Annotated in this window: 5 protein-coding genes and 1 pseudogene; 5 read left to right on the top strand and 1 reads right to left on the bottom strand. The window is 49.0% G+C overall.

Annotated elements, in window-relative coordinates; translation table 11 throughout:
- The 5 genes and pseudogenes from RDN66_RS07415 to RDN66_RS07395 all read left to right on the top strand — a co-directional run.
- A partial coding sequence (locus tag RDN66_RS07415; RefSeq protein WP_308537745.1) for a restriction endonuclease occupies window positions 1-810 on the top strand: 810 nt, incomplete at its 5' end.
- A 63-nt stretch (window positions 811-873) separates the two neighbouring features.
- Complete coding sequence (locus RDN66_RS07410; RefSeq protein WP_202216582.1) at window positions 874-2,493, top strand: class I SAM-dependent DNA methyltransferase; 1,620 nt, start codon at window positions 874-876, stop codon at window positions 2,491-2,493.
- On the top strand, window positions 2,483-3,856 hold the full coding sequence (locus RDN66_RS07405; RefSeq protein ID WP_227675112.1) for a restriction endonuclease subunit S: 1,374 nt from the start codon (window positions 2,483-2,485) through the stop codon (window positions 3,854-3,856). Before RDN66_RS07410 ends, RDN66_RS07405 begins: the two co-directional genes overlap by 11 nt.
- A 94-nt stretch (window positions 3,857-3,950) precedes the next feature.
- A pseudogene (locus tag RDN66_RS07400) lies at window positions 3,951-7,258 on the top strand (type I restriction endonuclease subunit R).
- 34 nt (window positions 7,259-7,292) lie between these two features.
- Window positions 7,293-8,204: an AAA family ATPase gene (locus RDN66_RS07395; RefSeq protein ID WP_308537744.1), complete on the top strand. Its 912-nt coding sequence runs from the start codon at window positions 7,293-7,295 to the stop codon at window positions 8,202-8,204.
- On the opposite strand, the gene RDN66_RS07390 is transcribed toward RDN66_RS07395, so the two are convergent.
- Window positions 8,198-8,299 (bottom strand): IS1 family transposase (locus RDN66_RS07390; protein ID WP_000496773.1); only part of this gene is annotated, 102 nt, incomplete at its 5' end. The two genes, RDN66_RS07395 and RDN66_RS07390, sit on opposite strands and share 7 nt — an antisense overlap.

Genomic DNA, 8,299 nt, shown 5'->3' with positions numbered 1-8,299 from the left:
CTGCAAGATGACGAAAAGACATTGCGTTCGTTAGACGATCAGGAAGGCATCCTGCAGCTTCTGGAGCTACTGGCAGGCCGGGAAATGTCGCGTCGCGCGGATTTACTTCCCGAATGGCAAGCCTTTCTGCACCAGCACTCCAAATTCGCATCAGCCAGTTCAGTAAAAAGCACACTCTACTCTCGCCTGTATAACCTGATCGACCGTGAGATGGTGAACCGCGAAGGCATGAGCTATCGCATCACCGATGCCGGGCGAGCCTGGCTTGGCAAAGCGCTGCCGGCCCGAAAAAGCGATCCGCGTAAAGAGCTTTTGGACGCCGTGAAGCGCTATAACGAACAGCAAAAAGAGCTGCTGCGCGAGCAAATCAGCACCATGAATCCGTACAAGTTTGAGCATCTGGTCGGACAATTGCTGGAAGCCATGGGCTACGAACAGGTTGAAGTGACCAAAGCCTCCGGCGATAAAGGCGTGGACGTGATTGGTCAGGTACAGGTTGGCATTACCACCATCACCGAAGTAGTACAGGTAAAACGGATGCAGAACACCATCACGCGCCCGTATATCGACCAGCTACGCGGCGCATTGCCTTACCATAAAGCCATTCGCGGCACGCTGATCACTACCGGCAAGTTTGCCGCTAAGTGTGCAGAAGCAGCGCTGTTCCCCGGCGCCGCACCAATTACCTTAATCGACGGCGATCGCTTACTGGAACTGTTGATTGAAAACAACGTCGGCATTCGACGCAGCAACGCAGTCGAGCTGCTGGATGTGGATTTGCAGCTGTTCGACGAGCTGGAAATCGACTAAAGGGCGAACTTCACCGCTTTTACCGTTACAATAGTCACCTTATTTTTCCTGATTGAGTTCATCATGGCCAAAGCACCAACAAAAAAAGCCAAAGCAAAGAAAGGCTTTGAAGACACATTATGGGATACCGCGAACCAGCTTCGCGGCAGCGTTGAATCCTCCGAGTACAAACACGTGGTGTTGAGCCTCGTGTTCCTCAAGTTTATCAGCGATAAGTTTGAAGCCCGCCGTCAGAAGATGAAAGACGAAGGTCAGGGCGATTTCCTCGAAATGGAAGTCTTCTATCAGCAGGACAACATCTTCTATCTGCCGGAAGAGGCGCGCTGGTCGTTCATCAAACAGCACGCCAAGCAGGATGATATTGCCGTACGCATCGATACCGCCCTCTCGACCATTGAGAAGCGCAACCCGACGCTGAAAGGCGCGCTGCCGGACAACTACTTCAGCCGTCAAAATCTGGAAACCAAGAAGCTGGCGTCGCTGATCGATACCATCGACAACATCGAAACGCTGGCCCATGAAACCGACGTGGAAGCGCTGTCGAAAGAAGACCTTGTCGGTCGAGTGTACGAATACTTCCTCGGCAAGTTTGCCGCCACCGAAGGTAAAGGCGGTGGTGAGTTCTATACGCCAAAATGCGTGGTAACGTTGCTGACCGAAATGCTCGAACCGTTCCAGGGCAAAATTTATGACCCGTGCTGCGGCTCGGCGGGGATGTTTGTCCAGTCGGTGAAGTTCGTTGAAAGCCATCAGGGGAAAAGCCGCGATATCGCTCTGTACGGGCAGGAGCTGACGGCCACCACCTACAAGCTGGCGAAGATGAACCTCGCCATTCGCGGCCTCTCCGCCAACCTTGGCGAGCGCCCGGCGGATACCTTCTTCAGCGACCAGCACCCGGACCTGAAAGCCGACTATATTCTGGCCAACCCGCCGTTTAACCTGAAAGACTGGCGCAACGATGCCGAACTAACCAAAGACCCGCGCTTTGCTGGTTACCGCACACCGCCCACCGGTAATGCCAACTACGGCTGGATTTTGCATATGCTCTCCAAGCTGTCAGCCTGTGGTACCGCCGGTTTTGTGCTGGCGAACGGCTCGATGAGCTCCAACACCAGCGGTGAAGGCGAGATCCGCGCGCAGATGATCGAAAACGATCTGATCGACTGCATGATTGCCCTGCCCGGCCAGTTGTTCTACACCACCCAGATCCCGGTGTGCCTGTGGTTTATGACCAAGTCGAAGGCAGCCGATCCGGCCAAAGGCTACCGCAACCGTCAGGGCGAAACGCTGTTTATCGATGCGCGTAACCTCGGCACTATGATGAACCGCACCACCAAAGAGCTGACGGCGGACGATATCGCCACCATCGCCGACACCTACCATGCATGGCGCAGCACGCCGGAAGAGCTGGCCGAGCGCGTCAAGCGCGGTGACAGCAGGCTGGCACAGTACGAAGACCAGAACGGGTTCTGCAAGGTCGCGACGATTGAAGAGATCAAGGCTAACGACTATGTGCTGACGCCGGGCCGCTACGTCGGTGCCGCCGAGCAGGAAGATGACGGCGTGGCGTTTGAAACCAAAATGCGCGAGTTGTCGCAGATGTTGTTTGCGCAGATGAAGCAGGCGGAAGAACTGGATAACGCGATTCGTCGGAACCTGGAGGCGCTGGGTTATGGGGAATAGAAAATTAGGAAGTATCGTATCCTTAATTCGAGGAAATACATATAAAAGTGCTTTGCTAAATCAGGATGGTCCCTACTTACTAGGTCTGGCATCTATAGGGCCGCACGGCGGATTTCGAAAAGATAAACTAAAAACTTATGGTGGCCCAAGCGCAGAAAAGCATATTTTATATACTGGAGATATGTTCGTATCTCTTAAAGATATAACACAGCAAGCTTTATTGTTAGGCGCAGTGGCTAGAGTTCCTGATGAGATAAAAAAGGGACGATTAACACAAGATACTGTTAAATTATCATTTACAGACGAAACATATTCTAAAGAATATTTTTATTGGGCTTTAAGAACGCCTCAATATAGAGAATATTGTAAAGCACGTGCGTTAGGCACAACGAACTTATCTCTTAGTCGAGAAGATTTTTTAGATTTTGAAATACCAACTTACACTCTCAAAAGACAACAAATTGTTAATATCTTAGAGTTAATTGAAAAAAAAATTAATTTAAATGAAAATACAAACAAAAAGTTAGAACAATTATCACAGTTAATATTCAAATCCTGGTTTGTGGATTTCGACCCGGTGATTGATAACGCGCTGGATGTGGGAAACCCAATCCCGGAAGCGCTGCAATCTCGCGCCGAACTGCGTCAAAAAGTACGCAATAGTACAGATTTCAAACCACTTCCGGCGGATATTCGTGCTCTGTTCCCGGTAGCATTTGAAGAAACAGAGTTGGGTTGGGTGCCTAAAGGTTGGATACTGGAGTCTGTAGCAAAAGCCATAAATATAAATCCTAGTGTAAAATTACCTAAAAATACAGTCGCAAAGTATGTTGATATGAAATCCTTACCCACCCAAGGGTATTCAATCTCAGATGTTATTGAAAAGCCATATGCTGGCGGCGCCAAGTTCCAAAAAAATGACACATTATTCGCTAGAATTACGCCTTGTTTAGAGAATGGTAAAACGGGATTCGTTGATTTCTTAGATGAACAAGAAACCGCGTTTGGTTCTACCGAGTTTATTGTGATGCGAGGCACTACGAAAGTTCATTATTCGTATGTGGCTTGTTTAGCACGAGAAAATAATTTCAGGTTACACGCAATACAAAACATGGTCGGCTCATCTGGCCGCCAACGGGTACAGAATAGCTGCTTTGATAGCTTTTATATTGCGGTACCGACACCTTCCGTAATGAGTTTATTTGCCGGGAAGGTCAGTAGTTATTTTGATAAAATGTATTGCTGTAATATGGAAAACAAATCTCTAACCAACCTCCGCGACACCCTGCTCCCCAAACTCATCTCCGGCGAGCTGTCCCTGGAGGATCTGCCAGATTTAGTTAACCAAACCGAAGCCGCATAACGCATTTTGCCCCTGAAAAATCAGGGGCTTTCTGTTAAGGTTTTCTCTGTTACAGGAACCCTTACCAGAAACTCAGCCAGGGCCGGAGCGGGATATGCATCTCTCATTCAGTGAAGCGAAGTTAGAACAGGCAATAATTGAACTGTTACAGGATCAAGGCTATCTGCACCTGATCGGCGACAATATGCCGCGTTCCAGCCTCGATCAGGTGATTATCGAAGACGATCTTCGCCACTACCTCGCCGCACGTTATCAGGCCGACGGTATCACCGAAGAGGAGATCCAGCGGCTGATCAAACAGTTCACCACCCTGCCCGCCTCCGATCTCTATGAAAGCAACAAAACCTTCTGCGCCTGGCTGGCCAACGGTTTTCTGTTTAAACGCGACGATCGCCAGCAGAAAGATCTCTATATCGAATTGCTCGACACCCGGCACCTGCCCGCCGCGCTGCGTGAACTGTTCGATACCGAAGAGTTTCCGCTGCAACAGGCCGCGGAAACACCGGCAAGTTATCATCTTACCCAGCCGCTGAACCGGGTGAAAATCGTCAATCAGCTGACTATCACCGGCAAAGAAAACCAGCCACGCATTCCGGACGCGATTCTGTATATCAACGGCCTGCCGTTAGTGGTATTTGAATTTAAAAGCGCGGTGCGCGAGCAGGAAGCCAATATTGGCGATGCGTATAAACAGCTCTGTACCCGCTATCGCCGCGATATTCCCCAGCTGTTTGTCTATAATGCGCTGTGCATTATCAGCGACGGCGTCAATAACCGCATGGGCAACCTGTTTGCGCCGTACGAGTATTTCTACTCCTGGCGCAAAGTCACCGGCAATGAAAACCGCGAGCAGGACGGCATCCCTTCCCTGCACTCGATGATTCAGGGGCTGTTTCACCCGGTCCGCCTGCTGGATGTGATCAAAAACTTTATCTGCTTTCCGGATAAAGCCAAACATGAAGTGAAAATCTGCTGCCGCTACCCGCAGTACTATGCGGCGCGCAAGCTGTACTACAGCATCGAACGGGCGCGTAAACCTTTCGGCGACGGCAAGGGCGGCACCTACTTTGGCGCGACCGGCTGCGGCAAGAGCTACACCATGCAGTTCTTAACACGCCTGCTGATGAAAAGCGTCGAATTCGCCAGCCCGACGATCGTGCTGATCACCGACCGCACCGATCTGGACGATCAGCTCTCGGCGCAGATGTGCAATGCCAAGAACTATATTGGCGACGACACCGTGGTGCCCGTCACCAGCCGTGAGGATCTGCGGGAGAAACTGGCCGGTCGCAACAGCGGCGGCGTCTTCCTGACCACCATCCATAAATTTACCGAAGACACCGAACTGCTCTCCGGGCGCAGCAATATCATCTGTATTTCCGACGAAGCGCACCGCAGCCAGGTCAACCTCGATCAGAAAGTGATCGTCGATAAAGAGAGCGGCAAGGTGCGCAAGACCTACGGTTTCGCCAAATATCTGCACGACTCGCTGCCGCAGGCCACTTACGTTGGTTTTACCGGCACGCCTATCGACGCCACGATGGAAGTCTTTGGCCACATCGTCGACAGCTACACCATGACCGAATCCGTGCAGGATGAGATCACGGTACGCATCGTCTACGAAGGCCGCGCGGCAAAGGTCATCCTCGATGCCCGCAAGCTGGAAGAGGTGGAAAAGTATTACGCGGAGTGCGCTGACGCGGGCACCAACGAGTGGCAAATCGACGAGAGTAAAAAAGCCAGCGCCACCATGAACGCCATCCTCGGCGATGACGATCGCCTGAAGGCGCTGGCGGAAGACTTCGCGAAACACTATGAAAAACGTGTCGCTGAAGGCTCAACGGTGAAAGGCAAAGCGATGTTTGTCTGCGCCAGCCGCGAAATTGCCTGGGATTTCTATCGTCAGCTGAAAGACTTTCGTCCGGCATGGTTTGAGGTGAAACAGGCCCCGGATGGGGTTGAGCTGACCGAGCAGGAAGAGAAAGAGCTGCCGCCGTCCGAAATGGTCAAGATGGTGATGACGCGCGGCAAAGACGATGACGGCAAGCTATACGATCTGCTGGGCAGTAAAGAGTACCGCAAAGAGCTGGATAAACAGTTCAAAAACGCAAAGTCGAATTTCAAAATCGCCATCGTGGTGGACATGTGGCTGACCGGTTTTGACGTACCGGAGCTGGACACCATTTATATCGATAAGCCATTGCAAAAGCATAACCTGATCCAGACCATCTCCCGCGTGAACCGCAAGCTGGAAGGCAAAAGCAAAGGACTGGTCGTCGACTATATCGGCATTAAGCGCCAGATGAACCAGGCGCTGGCGATGTATTCCCGCATCGATGCCACTAACTTTGAAGATATCCAACAGTCAGTGATTGAGGTGAAAAATCATCTCGATCTGCTCACACAGGTATTCCACGATTTCGACAGCCGCGCCTATTTCAGCGGCAAGCCGCAGGCGCAGTTAGTCTGCCTGAACAACGCGGCAGAATTTGTGATGCGCACCCAGAAGCTGGAACGCCGCTTTATGGGGCTGGTGAAGCGTCTGAAAGCGGCGTATGACGTTTGCTGCGGCAGCGAGGCGCTGTCGCAGGCCGAGCGTGACCATATCCATTTCTATATTGCCGTGCGCTCTATCGTCTTCAAACTGACCAAAGGCGACGCGCCGGACGTCACGCAGATGAATGCCCGCGTGCGCGAGATGATCGCCGAGGCGCTGAAAGCCGACGGCGTGGAAGAGCTGTTTTTCCTGGGCGACAAGAAAGCGGAGTCGATCGATATTTTCGACGACGATTATCTGGCGCGTATTAATAAGATTAAACTGCCGGCCACCAAAATTCAGCTGCTGCAAAAGCTGCTGGAAAAAGCCATCAGCGACTTTAAACAGATCAACCAGCTTCAGGGGATCAACTTCACCCGCCGTTTCCAGTCGATTATGGATAAATATAACGAGCGCCGGGAAGATGACGTCCTCAACGGTGAAGAGTTTGATAACTTCAGCCAGGAGATGACCGATATTATCTACGATATTAAAACCGAGATGGGCACTTACGCTGAGATGGGGATTGATATCGAGGAGAAAGCCTTTTACGACATTCTAGCGCATATGCGCGATAAGTATCAGTTCACCTATGAGGACGACAAGATGCTGGCGCTGGCGAAAGAGATGAAGGCGGTGGTCGATAACACCTCGAAGTATCCGGACTGGAGCAAACGTGATGATATCAAAGCGAAGCTGAAGGTGGAGCTGATCCTGCTGCTGCATAAACACAAGTTCCCGCCGGTGGCGAATGATGATGTGTATATGGGCGTGCTGGCGCAGGCGGAGAATTTTAAGGCGAACATCACTGCATCATGATTCACTTCAGCCAATTATCAAACCATAATATGAAGATCAAATTATAATGTTAAAATATGTATAATTTATGGACTGACTAACATGCAACTAAATTTACCAAGTAATAGATTATACGAAAATCAACAACTTATTGAATTTGAGAAAATCACCGCTCTTATTGGGGAAAATGGCGCAGGTAAATCCTCAATTCTCCAATCCATTTTTGTTAACCGCTTAGCAAAATCAATACTTTCTGATAAAAAAGTTGTTTGCTTCTCCTCCGGTCAAAATGAAAAATTTTCCGAGCATTTCTCTAACTACCTAAATCAAGAGAGAAGTGCTAATAGAGGGCTAAGTTTAGACTGTTGTTATTATGATAAAACATGGTCAAAATTATTGATTTTTCTCTCAACCATTAGTAACGATACAGGATTAGTTCGATCATTTCTTGTGAGAAAAAAATATATTGAATTATCAGAAAACAATATTGATGTTTCAAGCATTCTTACTTTTTCTGTTCAAGTTAGTCGCGCCTATGTCAATAGAGTACAAAAAGCGTTACAAGATGAAGAAGATGGAGAAATTGACACACTGCGTTCGACGAGTTACCATCGTACTCTTGAAAGTTTTATAAATACAATAGTCGACCATAACTATGATTTTAGTTCCCCGATGGAATCTAAATCAATACAGTTAGATTTCAAAAAATTTAATAATCCATCGTATATTAACACTGCTGAAGATTATTTTGACCCTATAATTTCTTTTTATACACAAGCCGCGGACAACGATTACTTCATATCAAAACCATCAATGAAGTTGACCTTTAAAGATGATTTGGAATTAAGTGATCTAAGCGATGGTGAATATCAGATCTTATTTCTATATTCATTACTCGATCTATTTGATCATCCTGATACCATTTTTCTTCTTGATGAAATAGATTCACACCTTCACTATAAAAATATAGAGATCCTCTGGAAGGAATTACAGGTAATGACTCCAACTTACTGATAGTGTTTTATGTTCAGATAATGCCCGATGACCTTGTCATGCAGCTCCACCGATTTTGAGAACGACAGCGACTTCCGTCCCAGCCGTGCCAGGTG

The sequence above is a fragment of the uncultured Kluyvera sp. genome, assembly GCF_902485085.1.
GTDB lineage: Bacteria > Pseudomonadota > Gammaproteobacteria > Enterobacterales > Enterobacteriaceae > Kluyvera > Kluyvera ascorbata.
The sequence above is the reverse complement of the archived record's forward strand: the minus strand, read 5'-3'. Positions and strand labels throughout refer to the sequence as shown.